We start from the raw sequence: 16580 nt of genomic DNA on the forward strand, positions 1-16580 counted from the left end.
AGGCTGGATCCACCCTCAAGGTGTCGGCTGATGGCTTTGCAAACTCCAACGCTGTTGCTAGTCGATGGGCACTCGCTGGCCTATCGCTCCTTTTACGCCTTTGCCCATAGCCGCGAGGGAGGGTTGCGCACCTCCACCGGGATCCCCACCAGTGTCAGCTTTGGTTTTTTGAAATCGTTACTGGAGGTGCTGGACAAACAGACACCGACCCATGTCGCCGTTGCCTTTGATACCCGCCAGCCCACCTTCCGCCACGAAGCCGACGACACCTACAAAGCCGGTCGTCTTGAAACCCCACCGGAATTTATTGAAGATGTGGAAAACCTGAAGCAGTTGTTGACGGCGCTGCGGATCCCCATCTTGATGGCACCAGGGTTTGAGGCGGATGATATATTAGGCACTCTCAGCACAGTAGCAGCCAAAGACTATAAAGTCCAAATTTTAAGTGGGGATCAAGATCTTTTTCAGCTTATTGACAACGATGGGAAAGTCCGGGTTTTACACTTAAATAACAAAGATCGCATTAGTGAATTTGGCCCGGAGCAGGTAAAAGAAAAACTGGGGATCTGGCCCTGGCAGGTGGTGGACTACAAAGCTCTGTGTGGGGATTCTTCCGACAATATTCCAGGAGTGAAAGGGATCGGCCCCAAGCGAGCCGTAGAACTGCTGGAGCGCTATGGCAGTCTGACGGAGATTTTTAACCATCTCCCTGAAATCAAGGGCAAAGTTCAGCAATACCTACAGGAAGGGATGCAAGCGGCTCAGCATTCCCAGTTTATGGCCAAAATCAAGGTGGATGTACCTTTACCCCTGGATTGGGAGAGCATGAAACTTACAGGGTTTGACCAAGAGGAGCTGATCCCTCTTTTGGAAAAATTGGAATTTCAGAGTTTCATTCATCAAGTTCGTAAAATCCAGACTTCTTTGGGCGGGATCCAAGCAGAATTAGGGGATCCCAGCGAAGGGGATAACTCAATTGCTGCAGAAGAAGTTGTAGACAATGACGAAGCCCTTTGGTTTGATTTTGCCTTAACCCCCACCAGCACCTTACCCGCAGTGCGAATCGTGGATACGCCTGAAAAATTAGCTGTATTGGTTCAGGATTTGCTGGCTTGTGAGGGAATCGTAGCTTGGGACACAGAAACCACCAGTTTGGATCCGCGAGATGCGCAATTGGTGGGTATTGGCTGTTGCTGGTCAGCACAGGATATTGCCTACTTGCCCATTGCCCACAGCAGTGGCACCAACCTGAATTGGGAACTGGTTAAATCAACCCTCCAACCCATCTGGGAGGATCCCCAACGACCCAAATGCTTACAAAATTGCAAATATGACGTGAGCATCCTCCGGGCGCATGGGATCCGACTGCAAGGGATCCAATTTGATCCGATGTTGGCCAGCTACGTTTTGGATCCGGAAGCCAGCCACAACTTGGGGGATCTGGCTGCCACTTACCTGAATTTACCCACCACCCGCTATCAAGACTTGGTTGGGAAAAAGGGATCCATCGCCGATGTTGCCATCCCTCAAGTGGCGGAATACTGCGGATCCGACGCCTACTGTGCCTACCAACTGGTGCCCATACTCACCGCAAAACTCCAAGAAACCGATCCCCGTCTTTGGGATCTCTTCACCCAAGTTGAGTTACCTCTGGCGTTGATCCTAGAAGAAATGGAGTGGCTGGGCATTCGTGTTGATACAGAATTTCTCCGTCAGTTCTCTCAGGAATTGCAAGCAGAATTGGAAGCTCTAGAAAGCACCGCTTATATCCAAGCTGGGGAAACCTTCAACCTCAATTCCCCCAAACAACTGGGATCCCTGCTGTTTGAAAAACTCAAGCTGGATGTTCGGAAAACTCGAAAAACAGCCACAGGCTATTCTACAGATGCCTCCGTTTTGGAAAAGCTAGAAGGAGATCATCCGCTAATTGCAACCATCCTCCAACACCGCACCCTATCCAAGTTAAAATCCACCTATGTGGATGCCTTGCCTGCCCTTGTGAGAAGCGATACGGGTAGAGTCCACACAGACTTTAATCAAACCGTGACTGCGACGGGCAGGCTTAGTTCCTCCAATCCTAACCTGCAAAACATTCCCATCCGCACCGAGTTTAGTCGTCGGATTCGACAGGCATTCATTCCTCAAGCGGGTTGGCTATTGGCTACTGCCGACTATTCCCAAATTGAACTGCGCATCCTGGCCCATCTGAGTCAGGAACCGACCTTGGTACAGGGTTTCCAAGCAGGAGAAGATGTACATATTCTCACAGCTCGTTTGTTGCTAGACAAGACAGAAATTTCCAGTGAAGAACGGCGATTGGCCAAAACCATTAACTATGGGGTGATCTACGGCATGGGGGCACAACGCTTTGCCCGTACGGCTGGAGTTTCTCTGGCGGAAGCGAAGCAATTTTTGCAACGATTCAATGAACGCTACGCCGGAATTTTCACCTATATGCGCTCTACGGAAGCCTTTGTGGAAGAGCATGGTTATGTGGAAACGATTTTGGGCCGCCGCCGCTACTTTCCCAACTTGTCTCGATTAACGGGCTATCGCAAACAGGCAGAGTTGCGAGCCGCTGTCAATGCCCCCATTCAGGGATCCGCCTCCGACATCATCAAGGTAGCGATGGTGCGCCTGCACGAGAAGCTCCAGAGGTTTCAGTCGCGGCTGTTGCTGCAAGTGCACGATGAATTGGTTTTTGAGGTTGAGCCTTCTGAATGGCAGGAGTTGCAGCCCCTGATCCGTTCGGAAATGGAGGGATCCCTCCCTTTATCCGTACCCCTCACGGTCGATCTGCAAATCGGTCAGAACTGGAAAGAAGCCAAGTAGGCACGGTTGACTGAACAAGCCCAGGGATCCCTGTCCAGTAAAAGTGTTAAGATGTGTAAAAGCATTCTTTGATCCTGCTATGGCTGTTGAAATCTACACTTGGCGCTTCTGTCCCTTTTGCATTCGAGCAAAGCAGCTTCTGGATCGCAAAGGTGTGAAATATACAGAGTACGCCATTGATGGAGACGAAGTGGCACGGGCGGAAATGGCTAAGCGGGCCAATGGTCGCCGCTCTGTGCCGCAGATTTTCATTGACAACCAGCACATCGGCGGGTGTGATGATCTCTACTATCTAGATGCCCAAGGTCAGTTGGATCCTCTCTTGCAACAAGCCAGTTGAGGATGGTTTTTTCCTCTACTTCCGTAGCTGAGCGCGGGCCTGCTTCACCATCTCGATCAGGGTGTGGTGCGCATCTTCTGAATCCTTGAGGGGATGATCAAATGGGATCCGAACGGTTTGCTCTCCCCCTTCCCCCTGCACCCACAAATCCATGCCCTCAGAGTCGATGGCTTGCATCCGAGCTTGAGTAGCCCCCTGAACCTGCCCAAACACCAGCGCATAGAGGACCACGGCATCAGCATGGTCGTCATTCATGTGCTTGCAAATACGATCGCTAACTTGCGGGGTGAGAAGGTCAGGCATGGCAAGGGATCCCTTTTGGATCGGCTACAGCTACAGGTTTCAGTTTAACCCTGGAATTGCTTCAGCTTCACCGTTTGGGATCCCCCTTCATCTCATCGATTTCAAGCAAATTGATCAATACCCCCGTTACCGGGATCGCGAGGAAAACCCCCAGTAACCCTGCCAGAGTCCCGCCCACAAATAGGGAAAAGAACATCACCACAGGGCTGATATTCAGGGATCCCTGCATGACGCGGGGCAAAAGTAGGTTTTCCTCCACCTGCTGCAAAGAGATACAAACCACCAACACCTGGATCGAGAGCCACACACTTTGAGGCAACAGGATCAGGGCGATCAGGCTAATACCAATCGTAGCCCCAATACCTGGAATGAGATCGAACAAACCCGCGATCATCGATAAAGTCAAGGCGGAGGGGATCTGAAGGACTAGAAAAACCAAAAAGCTGGAAATTGCGAAGAAAAACGAGAGAACAACCCTCCCCCAAAAGAAACCTAAGAAATTTCGCCGCACTGTTTCAGTAATGCGGGTTTGCCACTCATCAGGAAAAGGCTTTAGGAATAGGCTCCACAATCGTTTTCCATCCAACAACATAAAAAAGGCAACAATAAAAATTAAAAACAAATTCACCAAACTCAGGAGCAAGCTGCGCAAAGTCAACACTCCGGATCCCAGCAGGTTTAAGGTTTGATCCTTAATCTGCTGCTCAAACTCCTGGATATCGATTTCGATATTGAAGTTGCCTAGCAGACGTTCTAGCTGGTCGATGGCATTAAAAACGGTATTCAAGAACGTGGCAATGCTCTCCTGAAGCTGTGGTAACTGGGAAATCAACGTTAGGCCCAACACCGCCGTCATGCTAGACAAGAAAATGACAGTAACAAAGGTAACCAGATAAACCGAAAAATTATGGGAGAAAAAGCGTGTCAGCCAACCGACAGGGTAACTGAGCAAGTAAGCCAAAATGGCAGCGATCACAAAAATGGTGATCACCAACTCGAAATAGGCCAGCACCTGAGACAAAGCCCACGCACAGGCCAAGAGCAGCAAAATGCGCAACAGCTGAGAGTTGTTCAATTTAGCCCAAACAGGCCAACGGGAAGGCTCAGGCATCAGGATCCCGTCTCAACAGTTTTCCTATCTTCTCTCATCCAGACAAAGGCTGCTCCACCAGGATCGGTGGTCGAAACTGCTCACTGCGCCGAGACCACCAGACAGCCCCTAAGCCGACTCCCCAATTGGCAATGCAGGCTGCCAAGAAAACGCCATTCACACCTATCCACTGGCTGCCCACATAGGCCAGGGGGATGTAAACCAGAAACATACGGGTCAGAGATAGGATCACAGCCGCCAGAGGCTTCCCCAAGGCATTAAAGGCAGCACTCACCGTCAGGAGCAGACCAGTCCCGGCATAGCTTAGGGGCACAATGCGCAGATAGGAAGCTGTGACCTCAATCACCTCAGGATTGCTATCAAACTGGGCCGCAATGGTCGTGGATCCCAGCCCCAACAGCACCGTCATCAAGATACCCCAGCCCAGGCAAAAGAAAAAACTCAGGCGCAAACTCTCCTGAACACGTTGATACCGTTTGGCCCCCCAATTTTGGCCGATAAAAGGAGCCACACTGGTGGAGAGGGCTGCTAGAGCAGACAGGGAGAGCAACTCCAACCGCGAAGCTACCCCAAACCCCGCCACAGCCTCTGGGCCAAACCCCGCCATCAAACTGGTGATGATCCCCGCTGAGATCGGGATCACCATGTTGGTTCCAGCGGCAGGCAACCCAACGTGCAAAATTCTTGACCAACAGCCCCGCACATCTTCCCAAGTGGGCAGAAATAGACTCAGCATGTGCTGGCGAAAATGCAAAAAGAGCAGGGCCAAAACCAGGCTCAAGGCCCGTGCTGCCACCGTCGCCAAAGCAGCTCCCTGCAATTCCAGTCGGGGAAACCCACCCAAGCCAAAAATCAACAACGGGTTCAGGCCAATATTGGTGATGGCCGCCAAGGTCATGATCAAGCTGGGAATCTCGGAGTTGCCAGCGGCCCGGATCGCGGTGTTACCCACCATGGGCACCACCAAAAACACCATGCCCAGGTACCAAATGTGCATGTACTCCCGGATCAGGGGCAAAATATCGGGCTCCGCCCCTAGCGCGGTAAACAAGGGATCCAACGTCAAAAACCCGAAGAGAACACACACCACCACAATCAGCAAAGACAGGAACAAGCTATTGGTGGTCAGACGTTGCACCCGTTGCGGGTTTCCTTCTCCAATCGCCCGGGCAATCACCGAAGAAGCGCCTACCCCCAAACCAATCGCCAAGTTGCTGAGCACCATCGTCACCGGGAAGGTGAAACTCATAGCCGCCAGCTCCAGCGTTCCCAGTTGCCCGACAAAGTAAGCATCCGCCAGCTCAATCGCCATCACGGCAAAAATGCCCCAAATCATCGGCAGGGTCAGGCGAATCAGCTGGGATCCGACCGGGCCTTCGGTGAGGGCTCGGCGTGGGCTAGGCTGTGACACGGAAGTTCTCAAGCAGGTGAGTCGTTAGGGATCTGTTCATTCATTTCCTAACTAAAACACATCCATTAAGGCACATCCCTCCCAGTGCTGTCGGTACAGGATCCTACCCCTTCCGGCGGGGGAGCTGACTTTCGGTAAGATAAGACGGGATCCCAATTCATTTAATAAAAATCTAAAAATCGCTAGATACAGCAGAAACAAGCGTGCAACAACAAGTCTTGGGGTTGGGGATTGCGGGGTTAGCAGCAGCCAGGCTCTTGCAGGCCCAGGGGCATGAGGTTCTGGCCTGGGATGAAAAAAACTCGGATCGGCTGCAACAGATTCGGCAAGAATTGCAGCAGGAAGGGATCCCGGTTCGGTTGGGGGAGCCATTTCAGCTCGGCCCAGGCGTAGAGCAGGTGGTGGTCAGTCCCGGCATCGCCTGGGATCATCCTCTGTTGGAACAGGCCCGCCAGCAGGGCATTGCGGTTATCGGTGAGGCGGAGTTGGCCTGGCAAAGTCTAGACTGTCTGCCCTGGGTGGGCATTACCGGTACCAATGGCAAAAGCACCACCACCGCGCTGATTGCGGAAATGTTTCAGGCAGCAGGACTGAAGGGGATCCCCTGTGGCAACATTGGCCTACCCCTTTCTCAGGTGGCTTTGCAAACCTTGCGGGGGGAGCTGCAACCGGATTGGATCGTGGCGGAGCTGAGCAGCTATCAACTGGAGGCCAGCGCTAGCCTGATGAGCAGCAGCGGCTCCAGCCCGACCCGCATTGGGGTGTGGACAACCTTCACCCCGGATCACCTAGAACGTCATGGCACCCTCGAGCGCTATGCCAGTTTCAAAGCCCGTCTGCTGGATCGGGTTACTTGGCGGGTGTTGAATGGCGAGGATCCCTATCTTTTGGGTCGCAGACAGGATTGGGCCAACACCTACTGGATCTCAATTCAGGATCCACTGGCGCCGGTCCATTTGCGCGGGGAGGAACTTTGGATTGATGGGCAACCTGTGGCCCACTTGGAGGCGTTTGGTGAACGGTGCCCCGGTCGCCACAATCTGCAAAACCTGCTCATGGCAGCGGCAGCAGCCCACCTAGCCGGGATCCCGAACAGGGCCATTCAACAGGCGATCCGTTCTTTTGGTGGGATGCCCCATCGCCTGGAGCGTGTTGCCCAGGTTTACGTCGGCTCTACCCCGATTTACTTTGTCAACGACAGCAAAGCCACCAACTACGATGCTGCCTGGGTTGGATTGAATGCGGTGGATCCCCCGATCCTGTTGATTGCCGGGGGCAAGGCCAAACAGGGGGATGCTCAAGCCTGGTTAAAGCTGATTCAAGCCAAAGTGGCGCAGGTATGGCTGATCGGAGAAGCTGCTCCGGTCCTTGCAGCCGCTCTGGAAGGGATCCACTATACTGGCGTTGAGATCGCGCAAACCCTAGATGTAGCGGTGGTTAGGGCTTTTGAATCGGCTCAATCCCTAGCACGGACCCTGACGGATCCCACCCAGCCGATTACGGTTTTGTTCTCTCCTGCTTGCGCCAGTTTTGACCAGTACCGCAGTTTTGAACACCGTGGCGACCACTTCCGCACCTGCTGCCAAGCCCTCCAGGGATCCCTGTCCTTGGAACCCTGAAGCCCGGTTGCTGCGCTGGCTAACCTTGATCTGGGTTGTGCTGGGATTGGCGATGCTGTTTTCTGCCTCCTACCCAGTGGCCCAGAGAATCACCGGAGATGGGCTGTATTTTTTCAAGCGGCAACTGATTTGGGTAGGCTTGGGAGCGTTCAGTTTTCTGGCTTTGGTGCAGATCCCGCTGCGTCGGTGGTTCCCTTGGGCTGGGATCCTCTGCCTGTTGGGGATTGGCTTGGTTTGGGCCACCCATGTGCCTGGGTTGGGGGTTTCCCGATTGGAGGCAAGCCGTTGGCTGGATTTGAAAGTCATCCCGATCATCCAACCCTCGGAATTTCTCAAACCCCTGCTGGTTCTGCAAGGCGCCTGGGTATTTGGGCGCTGGTTTTATCATCCCCTCTGGTTCCGCTGTGTTTGGGTGAGCATTTTCGCTGTGGGTTTGTTGGGTATTCTCACCCAACCCAATTTGGGTACCACCGCCATTTGTGGCCTCACCCTCTGGATGATGGCCTGGACGGCAGGGATCCCGGCGCTCACCCTCTTCAGCACGGCAGGCTTGGGGGCAGCAGCAGCGGCACTGAGTATCCTCAGCAAAGAGTACCAACGGCGGCGGATCTTAGCTTTTTTGGATCCCTGGGCCAGTGCGCAAGGGGATGGCTACCAACTGGTGCAAAGTCTTTTGGCGATTGGGTCGGGGGGATTGTGGGGCAAGGGCTATGGGTTGTCCCAACAAAAGCTGTTCTACCTGCCCATCCAGTATACGGATTTTATTTTTTCCGTGTTTGCGGAGGAATTTGGCCTTGTCGGATCCCTCTCCTTTCTGGGGTTGCTCACCCTCTACAGTGGGGTGGGACTACGGGTGATGTTGCGCTGTCAGGAGCTGCCGATTCGCCTGGTGGCCTGTGGTTGTGTGGTGTTTTTGGTGGGGCAATCGCTTCTCAATATCGGGGTGGTGACGGGGGCCTTGCCGACAACTGGTGTCCCTTTACCGCTGTTTAGCCACGGGGGCAGCTCCATTTTGGCGGGGCTGATGATGGCAGGACTATTGGTGCGGGCGGCCCGGGAATCAGAATATTCAGGAATGGCGTAAACCACCCACGCGTGAATGTCTCGTGAATGTCCACTGACAAGGGATCCGTTGTCGGCTTCCTCATTCCTAGAAATCTGTGCGGAAAAATGGGTTGACGGGATCCCATCCCAGGATTATCCTAAACAAGGCTGAGGAGATTCTTTAGTGAGTCTGCCGGCTTTGTATTGGTAAAAGCTCTTTCGAGGAAAACGATCAACAATGGACACTTCTGGTAGTAGTCCTTGCGCTACGGAACAGGAATTTGTCCTTTCGGATGAAGACCCTGACGGGCCATTTGCTGGCCTAGTCTGCCCTAATTCTAGCTGGGGGCATTGGGTGATCGGGTTAATGAGCTTGCTAAGTTAGTTTTTGGCTTGGGGAGTTCATCTCGGTCAGCAATGAACCTAGCGACTGAGCAAAGCTCCCCCAGGGACTTCCCTGTACGGGTTGTGTATGAAGGCCGAGCGGCCTGACTCTGTTCAGAATTGGGGCGACTTTGGGTGTTGTGGAGGAGAAGTTTTCTCTATCTGCGCACCTTGTTTGTTTTGGTACAAGCCATGAGGGGATCCCGTGGGATCACCAGTTACTGGTTTGTTCGCTTTCAACCCCACCCCTAGCCTTTCTGCGCATCTTTATCTGCGTTGGCCCTCCCTGTTGTGGGGTCTGCCAGCGACCCATTTTTGCGTGAAGATTGCCGTTCATCTTGGCAGTCTTCGGCTTCTTTTCGTCTTTTTCACCTCAATCTTCAGCCAAAGTATAGGGCTCCATTCTGTTCGCCGTTACCCGGCGAGAGATCGTTTTTGTGAAAGGACAAACCCATTCATCCTAACCCGAACAACCCATTGGAGGTACATCATGCGGCAAAACATTCTTCGGGATCTGCTCAATCCCATCTCTCTAGAGGCGGCCAAGCGGGAAGCCAACAGTGCTCCTATTGCTGAGCTGGTGCAACAACTGATGGAAATTTCCCCTCGGCAGCGAGTATTGGCCTTTCGGCTCTTGGAAAAGGACAAAGCCATTGCTGTGTTCGAATATCTGCGGGCCGAGGAGCAGGCGGATTTGATCCGTACCATGGAAAATCCGGAGGTGATCCGGCTGCTCGAAGCGCTTCCCCCGGACCGGCGGGTACGCCTGTTTGAGGAGTTGCCGGCCAAAGTGACCAAGCGATTGATCGCCAACCTCAGCCCCGCGGCCCGAGAAGCAGTCAACATCCTCTTGGGCTACCCAGAACGCAGTGCCGGTCGCTTGATGAACTTGCGCTACTTAGCGGTACGCGACAACATCACGGTCGGAGCAGCGCTGGCCAGTGTGCGGGACTCGCAACTGGGGGATGACGAGCTGGATGTGATCTTCGTGGTGGATGACCAACGCTTCTACCGGGGCTTGGTACGGACGGTGCGGCTGGTCAAAGTGGATCCTGACCTGCCGATTCGCGCCCTGCTTGAGGGATCCGACTGCGTGGTGCGGGTCACGGATCGGGATCTGCAAGCGGCCAAGGTGCTCAAAGATCATGATTTGCCTGCTGTGCCCGTGGTGGATAGCGAGGGTCGTTTGGTAGGGGATATCACCTTTGACGATGTGATCGATCTGGTACAGGAGGAAGCGACAGATGCTGCCTTGGCCCAGGCAGGGGTCGGGAATCTCCTCAGTCGAGACAAAGTCTGGAGTGAGCGCTTGGTGAAGGGATCCCGTTGGTATGCGATTCGGCTGCGAATTTTGTTTCTGATCGTCACCCTAATCGGCGGCATGTTGGTGGGGGGTGTGATCGAAACCTTTGAAGAAGTCCTGGAGGCCGTCACAGCAGCCGCTATTTTCATCCCTCTGGTCATGGATATGGGCGGGAATGTCGGCACCCAATCGACCACCGTTTTTGCCCGGGGCCTGGCCTGGAACCACATCGATGTGCAGAAGTTTTTCCCCTACTTGCTCCGCGAAGGCAGCATCGGCGCCATTATGGGTGTCATTTTGGGGACGGTCGCTGGAATCATCGCCTACTTCTGGCAGGGGGCACCGAACGGGATCCCGCAGTTGGGTTTGGCCGTGGGGCTGGCTCTAGCGGTGGTGATTACCTTGGGGGCTGTCTTGGGGGCGATTCTGCCCTGGGTGATGTTGAAATTGGGCTTCGACCACGCCCCTGGAGCGGATCCCTTCATCACCACCATCAAGGACTTCACCGGCCTCTGGGTGTATTTCATGCTGGTGGGCTGGTTGGTCGGCGTTGATGTGGAGTTCTGAGGGGCGTTCTGAACGGAAGTCGATGTGGTTTGTCTATCTAAGTTCTTAATTGTTCTTAATTTTCTTAATTGAGATGCAGTTGTTAACCCCAGAAAAATCAGGAGGTGTGCCATGACCTTAAAAGCCCTATCACCCCTGGCGACAACCTACTTTCAGGCACAGCTGCGGCAGTTCGCTCAGCGGGTCAGCATAACCTGCGCTTTAGAAACGGGTGGTAAGCTAGCCCCGGAAGTGGCCTTCCGCCAGTTGGAAACCCTCTGGCAAGCCCTGGAGCAGGAGGCTGTAGCCGTAGGGATCCCGGATGATCCTTCTGAGGAACCCTTGCCATGAAGAAGAGTCCAGCTAGGGACACAGGCATTGTCAGAGGCAACCCGTATAGGAGCAGTAGTCCCACCCCTCCCTCACGAGAACACGAGCATGACTTGGATGGATTTCACCTTGCGTTTGGCAGTTGCCTTTGCCCTGGGATCCGTGATTGGTCTGGAGCGGCAGTGGCGGCAGCGCATGGCGGGTTTGCGTACCAATACCCTGGTGGCAACCGGTGCAGCCCTATTTGTCATGCTCTCGGTTCTCACCCCTGATGAAGGCAGCCCGACTCGGATTGCCGCCCAGGTGGTATCGGGTATCGGTTTCCTAGCGGGGGGAGTCATTCTTAAGGAGGGGGCCAGTGTTCGTGGGTTGAATACGGCAGCAACCATCTGGTGTGCTGCAGCCGTGGGGGCCTTCTCGGGCTCAGGGTACATCCTGCAAGCGACGATTGGCGCTGGGGCCGTGTTGATCTCCAACATTCTCCTGCGGCCCCTGGGCTACCGTATTAACCAGCAACCCCTCAAAGGGACCGAGTTGGAGCTGGTCTATGAGTGCTCCTTTACTTGCAAAAGTCGGGAGGAAGCCCATATCCGCGCCTTACTGCTACAGGCCCTGGCTCCCAGCCATCTAAAGTTGCGGGCACTCTACAGCGAAGACTTGGAGGAGAAACCCGATCTGGTCAAGGTGGAAGCGGAAATGGTTACCCAAACCCGCGATGATCAGTCCCTGGAAATGATCGTCAGCCGACTGAGCCTAGAACCGGGAGTGATCGCCGCCAGTTGGCGCATTATCGAACAGGAGTTTGGCTAGGGTGGGATCCTTGAGCTATTTGAGCTAACTGAGTAGCTCCCAGCCGGTGAGCAGGGCAAACCCCAGGAACAGGGATCCGCCCATCCAATGGACTGCCCGTTCAGAAATGTGATTTGCCAAAAATCGACCTCCCACTACAGCCAATGCCACCATCAACCCATGCCCAATCGTCGCCCCTGCCAACACACTGAGACCAGGGTGTGCCGCCGCCAGAGAAAGCGTAGCCACTTGGGTCTTATCTCCTAGCTCCGCCACAGCCGTCAGGGTAAACGCTTCGGAAACAATCGCCCAAGCCCCCCCTCGACCCGCCCCTTTTTCTTCCGCTTGCTCCACAAGCTTGAGTGCTTCCTCCTCCTCTTCCATTTCCTGCTGGGGACTCATTTTGTAAGCTTGCCAGAGCATTTTCAGTCCAAAAGCGACAAATACCCCCGTTGCAAGAATCTGTACCCAAACTGCCGGGAACAGGCTGAACAGCAACTGGCCCACCGCCACCGCCAGCACCGTCATCATGGCTAAAGCTGCCCATGCCCCCAGAAAAACCCAACGGCGGGGATGTCGCATGGCCAAAATCAGAGGGGTAAAAAAAGTCTTATCCCCAAACTCCGCTACCGTGACCAACAAAAAACTCGACAGAAAACCTGCCCACATCTTTGTATCTCCAACCTCTCTTGCCTGTGCAGAATGGGTTCACGCATCAGGGCAAGGGCCGGAGAAGTCTGACAGACTCACCAAGCTCACTCCTGCGTGAACTTAGTGAAAGTCTCGTCACCAGAACGCCAAACTCAGTGGGTTCTGTCTTCTGCACCGGGCCATTGAAGCCAGTATGTCGATGCAGAGTGCGGCAAACCGCCCGACTACTCCCTTTCAGGATTGAATCGTAACACGTGGCTCTACAAGTGAACGCAGCGGAGTCTAATTATTTGGGGATAATGCCTTCTGGATTTCCTGAGCAGAGGTCGTCCAACCGACAATGCCTCCCTGCGCCCGAACCATGTCTAGGGTAGATTGCTTAAAGTGTGGGAAATAACTGGCGGTGCAATCTTCCACCATCAGACATTCGTAGCCCCGATCATTGGCTTCCCGCATGGTGGTTTGCACACAGACTTCCGTGGTGACTCCGGTGAAGAACAAATGGGTGATCCCCCGTTTCTGCAAACTATCTTGCAGTTCGGTCGCGTAGAAAGCCCCCTTGCCAGGCTTGTGAATGACAATCTCCCCCTCAATGGGGGCCAGATCTGGAATAATGGCGTTGCCTGCTTCTCCTCGAATCAAGATCCGCCCCATGGGGCCTTCATCCCCAATTGTCAGGGATCCTTTGCCGCGCTTGCGTTTGCTGATGGGGCAATCAGAGAGATCTGGCTGATGGCATTCCAGGGTGTGGATGACAGTTAGTCCGTTTTGGCGAAAGAAGTTCAGCAACCCCTTCAAGGTAGGCACAATCGATCCCAGTTGGGCAACATCATTGCCTAAGATCTCTCCAAACCCTCCGGGTTCGAGAAAGTCCCGTTGCATATCGATGATGACCAAAGCCAACTGAGACAGGTTAGGAACCTCATAGTCATAGGGCAAGGCCGGGATCCGAAACATAGTGCTCAGTCGAGAGGGATTAACAGATTACGTTAGCAGCTAACCTCCCCTTTTTTACACCCGATTTTCAGCTCCTCTACCGAAGATGTGGCTTTCAGTCCCCACCCTAAGCCCATGCCAAGAATGGGGAAAACGGCCCAAGTTATCCGTCCTGCGGTGAACAGATTAATCAAGGTCAAAAAAACACCGATCATCAAGTACTGGATCCCAGTTTGTCGAATTTTTGCTTGATGTTTACGGTGCTTCTCATTCAACAGAGGCTTAGGCTTTGAAGTCGACTCCAGGGGTTGCTCAGTATGAATGGCTTGTTCCAAAACATCTTGGGAAATTCCCAGTTCAGAAGCCATTTCCTGAAGGTCTTGTGCCGTAAAGGTTTCTGTTTGGGCACGTTGGGAAAGGGCACGGGTTAGGATTCGCTCCACATCCGCTTGTGAGTACTGTGTCATAATCACTCTCAGGGTTCAACTCAATTTTCAATCCAATAGTGCAACTCTCAGCATTGATGAACGGGGATTGATCAGGGATCCCCATTGAGATTTGTTAAACTTGTTTCTGCCCACAGACGGGCAACCTCTGGGGATAAATCATCCCAATGTACACCCTCCAAAGCCCCTTGCAGAGCATAGAGATAGTAGCAAATCGGAATGGTTATGGCGGGATTTTGGGCTTTCAATCGTTTGTAGGTATTGACCACGCCGACCGATTTCAAATCCCTAACGGTGACTATGCCGACTTCCGCTAGCTGCTGGGCAATGGTTGGGACAATGTTTTTGAGTCCTTTTAGAGGGGTAAAATCATTTATGGTGCCTCCTGGATGAAGTTGCCCTGGTGTGCGGGATCCCTCAGACATCATTCGAGAATAACTTAGAGAAAAACTCATTTCATTAACCCCAATTCTCGCCGAATTTCTTCTAAAAACAAGTGCCAATATTCCTCAAACGGATAAGCAAAAATCGGCTTACTCAAATGTGACTGCTCCCTTCTGTCGGATCCGCCATGCAATAGGCGGCCCACAATTCCTGGCCATCAATCCCCAACCTAGCCAAGGGATCCCAAATCCACCGAGAGCTTGCATGCATTGTGAGCTGACCCACGGGAAAGATCCTCTCGATCCGAACGACAAGGTTCTATTAGGCAACTTATTTATGCAACTGAGTGCATAGCTAGACTATATATACACCTTGTTGAATATGTCAAGAGGATCCCATTGGCCTTAACTCATGCGATTTTGGCGGCTTTACAGGAAGAGCCCTGTAGTGGCTACGACCTGATGAAACGGTTTGACGGCTCCGTTGGTTTTTTCTGGCAGGCCAGCCACCAGCAGATCTATCGGGAGCTCAGCAAGCTAGAAGATCTGGGCCTATTGCAGTCAGAGGCAATCCGACAAGCCCACCGGCCCGACAAAAAGATCTACCGTGTTACGGATAAGGGGTTGAATTATCTGCGTCAGTGGATCCTGGAGCCGGGGGCAGCTTCTCCAACTCGGGATGAACTGTTGGTGAAAACCTTTGCCGGACATTTGGTGGATTGGCCCGCTTTCAAAGCGCTACTCGAACAGCAGCGGGGACAACACCTGGAACGCCTAGCCATCTATCGCCGCATTGAAGCAACCTATTTTTCGGATCCCCAAACCTTGCCTCGTCCATACCGCTTTCAGTACGCCACCCTACGCAAGGGCATCCGCTCTGAAGAGTCATGGCTGGCTTGGTGTGAGGAGATCATGACCCTACTGCAGCCGGATTGATACAACTAAGGGGAAGCGATCTACATTGCCGTTCACCCAGGGGGATCCCATGACCGTACAACGTTCCGGCCCACCTCCTATTGTCTATATCTTGTTGCTGGGTTTGTTGGGGGGCGGCGGCTGGTATGCCCATCGTTCCGGCCTGTTGAATACTTGGCTCAATCGTCCGACCCCGACCCAAGCTGGGATCCCGGCTGTTTCTCCACAAACACCCACGCCTCCATCCACCCAACAGCCGCAAGCACAAGCCCCAAATGCCCCAAGTAGCCCCATTAATCTTGATACCTCTTTACCGAACCCTGCGGTAATCCAAATGGATGGCAGTGTCACCATGATCCGCATCGTCTTGGCCCTGCGAGCGGGCTACACCCAACAAAATCCCAGCATTCCCATCGCCTACGGGATCCCGGATGGTAAGCCGAATGGGTCCAACGCTGGTATGCGGGCCCTACTGGACGGTCAGATTCAAATCGCTGCCACTTCCCGCCCCCTCAATGCCACTGAAGTCCAAGCGGGTTTACAAGGGATCCCGATTGCCAAGGATGCTCTGGCGGTAGCGGTGGGGGTGAATAACCCCTACAAAGGCGGCCTGACGATGCAGCAGCTAGCGGATATCTTTCAAGGGCGCATCACCAACTGGAGCCAAGTGGGTGGCCCGGATCGCCCGATTCGTGTCCTCAACCGTGCCCGTGACAGTGGGACTGCCAGTGTTTTTCAAGAGTTGGTGTTGCTGGGGTTACCTTTTGCCCCAGATGGGCCAAACTTTACCACCGCCAGTGAAGATGTCACCACACCGCTTCTGCGGGCTCTCGGAGAAGATGGCATTACCTACAGCACGGTAGACCAAGTGGAAAATCAGCAAACCGTGCGGATTGTGCCGATTGATGGCCAGATGCCTACCCGCGAGGCCATTCAAAGGGGAAGCTATCCTTTGTCTCGCAGTGTATTCCTAGCCGTACCCCGGAAAACCAGTCCTGCGGTGGCCGATTTCATCAACTACGCCACCTCGGATGCCGGTCAGCAGATCATCGGCCGCACTGAGTTCATTCCGCTCCGTTAGCAATCATTAAGGTTACAATCATTAAGGTTAGGCTCTCCTGGACTTATGGTGATCAAGGATTACTAAGGCCAGAAAGCTGCTAATAATCTGGCTCTGAAGTTAGTAATGTTGGTAAACCCATACCCTTGTCGCTTGATTACCTTGATCCGGTTGTTG

The 16580-nt window shown here is 53.5% G+C and carries 17 protein-coding genes; 9 read left to right on the forward strand and 8 right to left on the reverse strand.

The window, feature by feature from the left end; translation table 11 throughout:
- Window positions 1-30: 30 nt before the first annotated feature.
- Together polA and grxC are read left to right on the forward strand one after the other, a co-directional pair.
- The gene (gene polA, locus JX360_RS09635) at window positions 31-2832 is read left to right on the forward strand and encodes a DNA polymerase I (protein WP_244350448.1); all 2802 of its coding nucleotides are present in this window, start codon (window positions 31-33) and stop codon (window positions 2830-2832) included.
- A gap of 79 nt (window positions 2833-2911) precedes the next feature.
- Window positions 2912-3172 (forward strand): glutaredoxin 3, encoded by a 261-nt coding sequence (gene grxC / locus JX360_RS09640; protein ID WP_244350449.1) that lies wholly within the window; start codon window positions 2912-2914, stop codon window positions 3170-3172.
- 15 nt (window positions 3173-3187) lie between these two features.
- Here the strand turns inward: grxC and JX360_RS09645 are convergent, their stop codons facing one another.
- From JX360_RS09645 to JX360_RS09655, 3 genes are all read right to left on the reverse strand, one after another.
- Complete coding sequence (locus JX360_RS09645; protein ID WP_244350450.1) at window positions 3188-3475, reverse strand: DUF2470 domain-containing protein; 288 nt, start codon at window positions 3473-3475, stop codon at window positions 3188-3190.
- A 67-nt stretch (window positions 3476-3542) separates the two neighbouring features.
- Window positions 3543-4586 (reverse strand): AI-2E family transporter, encoded by a 1044-nt coding sequence (locus JX360_RS09650; protein ID WP_244350451.1) that lies wholly within the window; start codon window positions 4584-4586, stop codon window positions 3543-3545.
- Between the two features lie 34 nt (window positions 4587-4620).
- Window positions 4621-5997: an MATE family efflux transporter gene (locus JX360_RS09655; RefSeq protein WP_244350452.1), complete on the reverse strand. Its 1377-nt coding sequence runs from the start codon at window positions 5995-5997 to the stop codon at window positions 4621-4623.
- A gap of 203 nt (window positions 5998-6200) precedes the next feature.
- Here JX360_RS09655 and murD point away from each other — a divergent pair, with 203 nt between their 5' ends.
- The 5 genes from murD (at window position 6201) to JX360_RS09680 (ending at window position 12033) form a co-directional block, all read left to right on the forward strand.
- The gene (murD, locus tag JX360_RS09660) at window positions 6201-7616 is read left to right on the forward strand and encodes a UDP-N-acetylmuramoyl-L-alanine--D-glutamate ligase (protein ID WP_244350453.1); all 1416 of its coding nucleotides are present in this window, start codon (window positions 6201-6203) and stop codon (window positions 7614-7616) included.
- Window positions 7555-8700, forward strand: coding sequence for an FtsW/RodA/SpoVE family cell cycle protein (locus JX360_RS09665; RefSeq protein ID WP_244350454.1), 1146 nt, complete (start codon window positions 7555-7557; stop codon window positions 8698-8700). Before murD ends, JX360_RS09665 begins: the two co-directional genes overlap by 62 nt.
- A gap of 834 nt (window positions 8701-9534) precedes the next feature.
- Window positions 9535-10914 (forward strand): magnesium transporter, encoded by a 1380-nt coding sequence (gene mgtE, locus JX360_RS09670; protein ID WP_244350455.1) that lies wholly within the window; start codon window positions 9535-9537, stop codon window positions 10912-10914.
- A gap of 111 nt (window positions 10915-11025) precedes the next feature.
- Complete coding sequence (locus JX360_RS09675; protein ID WP_244350456.1) at window positions 11026-11244, forward strand: DUF7219 family protein; 219 nt, start codon at window positions 11026-11028, stop codon at window positions 11242-11244.
- 87 nt (window positions 11245-11331) lie between these two features.
- On the forward strand, window positions 11332-12033 hold the full coding sequence (locus JX360_RS09680) for an MgtC/SapB family protein (RefSeq protein ID WP_244350457.1): 702 nt from the start codon (window positions 11332-11334) through the stop codon (window positions 12031-12033).
- Between the two features lie 24 nt (window positions 12034-12057).
- Here JX360_RS09680 and JX360_RS09685 read toward each other — a convergent pair whose 3' ends face one another.
- From JX360_RS09685 to JX360_RS09700, 4 genes are all read right to left on the reverse strand, one after another.
- Complete coding sequence (locus tag JX360_RS09685; RefSeq protein ID WP_244350458.1) at window positions 12058-12681, reverse strand: TMEM165/GDT1 family protein; 624 nt, start codon at window positions 12679-12681, stop codon at window positions 12058-12060.
- Window positions 12682-12945: 264 nt separating this feature from the next.
- Complete coding sequence (locus JX360_RS09690) at window positions 12946-13620, reverse strand: cysteine hydrolase family protein (protein WP_244350459.1); 675 nt, start codon at window positions 13618-13620, stop codon at window positions 12946-12948.
- A 32-nt stretch (window positions 13621-13652) separates the two neighbouring features.
- Window positions 13653-14066 (reverse strand): 2TM domain-containing protein, encoded by a 414-nt coding sequence (locus JX360_RS09695; RefSeq protein WP_244350460.1) that lies wholly within the window; start codon window positions 14064-14066, stop codon window positions 13653-13655.
- A 71-nt stretch (window positions 14067-14137) separates the two neighbouring features.
- Window positions 14138-14500: a TfoX/Sxy family protein gene (locus JX360_RS09700; RefSeq protein WP_244350461.1), complete on the reverse strand. Its 363-nt coding sequence runs from the start codon at window positions 14498-14500 to the stop codon at window positions 14138-14140.
- A 327-nt stretch (window positions 14501-14827) separates the two neighbouring features.
- Here JX360_RS09700 and JX360_RS09705 point away from each other — a divergent pair, with 327 nt between their 5' ends.
- Both JX360_RS09705 and JX360_RS09710 read left to right on the forward strand, forming a co-directional pair.
- Complete coding sequence (locus JX360_RS09705; RefSeq protein ID WP_244350462.1) at window positions 14828-15364, forward strand: PadR family transcriptional regulator; 537 nt, start codon at window positions 14828-14830, stop codon at window positions 15362-15364.
- Between the two features lie 49 nt (window positions 15365-15413).
- Window positions 15414-16424, forward strand: coding sequence for a phosphate ABC transporter substrate-binding protein (locus JX360_RS09710; protein WP_244350463.1), 1011 nt, complete (start codon window positions 15414-15416; stop codon window positions 16422-16424).
- A gap of 62 nt (window positions 16425-16486) precedes the next feature.
- Here JX360_RS09710 and JX360_RS17945 read toward each other — a convergent pair whose 3' ends face one another.
- Window positions 16487-16570, reverse strand: a complete 84-nt coding sequence (locus JX360_RS17945; RefSeq protein WP_425244331.1) for a hypothetical protein — start codon at window positions 16568-16570, stop codon at window positions 16487-16489.
- Window positions 16571-16580 lie beyond the last annotated feature (10 nt).

This window comes from Thermostichus vulcanus str. 'Rupite' (assembly GCF_022848905.1).
Classification (GTDB): domain Bacteria; phylum Cyanobacteriota; class Cyanobacteriia; order Thermostichales; family Thermostichaceae; genus Thermostichus; species Thermostichus vulcanus_A.

Excerpts from the sequence above, each read along its gene's own strand:
- JX360_RS09650 (WP_244350451.1), bottom strand. The coding sequence starts at position 4,586 with ATGCCTGAGCCTTCCCGTTGGCCTGTTTGGGCTAAATTGAACAACTCT.
- JX360_RS09680 (WP_244350457.1), top strand. The coding sequence starts at position 11,332 with ATGACTTGGATGGATTTCACCTTGCGTTTGGCAGTTGCCTTTGCCCTG.
- polA (WP_244350448.1), top strand. The coding sequence starts at position 31 with ATGGCTTTGCAAACTCCAACGCTGTTGCTAGTCGATGGGCACTCGCTG.
- JX360_RS09710 (WP_244350463.1), top strand. The coding sequence starts at position 15,414 with ATGACCGTACAACGTTCCGGCCCACCTCCTATTGTCTATATCTTGTTG.
- JX360_RS09685 (WP_244350458.1), bottom strand. The coding sequence starts at position 12,681 with ATGTGGGCAGGTTTTCTGTCGAGTTTTTTGTTGGTCACGGTAGCGGAG.
- JX360_RS09690 (WP_244350459.1), bottom strand. The coding sequence starts at position 13,620 with ATGTTTCGGATCCCGGCCTTGCCCTATGACTATGAGGTTCCTAACCTG.
- mgtE (WP_244350455.1), top strand. The coding sequence starts at position 9,535 with ATGCGGCAAAACATTCTTCGGGATCTGCTCAATCCCATCTCTCTAGAG.
- JX360_RS09645 (WP_244350450.1), bottom strand. The coding sequence starts at position 3,475 with ATGCCTGACCTTCTCACCCCGCAAGTTAGCGATCGTATTTGCAAGCAC.
- JX360_RS09695 (WP_244350460.1), bottom strand. The coding sequence starts at position 14,066 with ATGACACAGTACTCACAAGCGGATGTGGAGCGAATCCTAACCCGTGCC.
- grxC (WP_244350449.1), top strand. The coding sequence starts at position 2,912 with ATGGCTGTTGAAATCTACACTTGGCGCTTCTGTCCCTTTTGCATTCGA.
- JX360_RS09700 (WP_244350461.1), bottom strand. The coding sequence starts at position 14,500 with ATGAGTTTTTCTCTAAGTTATTCTCGAATGATGTCTGAGGGATCCCGC.
- JX360_RS09675 (WP_244350456.1), top strand. The coding sequence starts at position 11,026 with ATGACCTTAAAAGCCCTATCACCCCTGGCGACAACCTACTTTCAGGCA.